General features: G+C 65.9%; 1 protein-coding gene. It reads left to right on the top strand.

Annotated elements, in window-relative coordinates:
- Positions 1–27: 27 nt before the first annotated feature.
- Positions 28–328: hypothetical protein (locus NE591_RS13530; RefSeq protein WP_256156895.1), on the top strand; the 301-nt coding region annotated here is incomplete at its 3' end.

The raw sequence follows: 328 nt of genomic DNA, 5'->3' as shown, positions 1-328 counted from the left end.
ACCGATACCGGTGCCGCAAACGAGGGCGTGGGCGACGCAACGGCGCCCACCCAGCAGCCTGTGGCGCCGACGAGCGCCAAGTTCAGCTACAACGTGCCCGAGGGCTCAAGCGTCTACATCGAGGTCGTCCAGGACGGCAAGACCGTGGAGGCGGGCGATGTCACCGGGCCCAAGACGGCCGATTTCGATGTGACCGGGACGCTGAAGTTCGTGCTTTCCGGCGATGACGAGGACATCGCCGCCGTCAAGCTCACCCTCGACGGCGAGGAGGTGAAGGCCGAGGATCAGATCGGCCGCGGCGTCTACACCTACACCGTCAACTTCGAGG

Origin of the sequence: Adlercreutzia sp. DFI.6.23 (assembly GCF_024462535.1) — a bacterium.
GTDB classification, from domain to species: Bacteria; Actinomycetota; Coriobacteriia; order Coriobacteriales; family Eggerthellaceae; genus Adlercreutzia; species Adlercreutzia rubneri.
The sequence above is the reverse complement of the archived record's forward strand: the minus strand, read 5'-3'. Positions and strand labels throughout refer to the sequence as shown.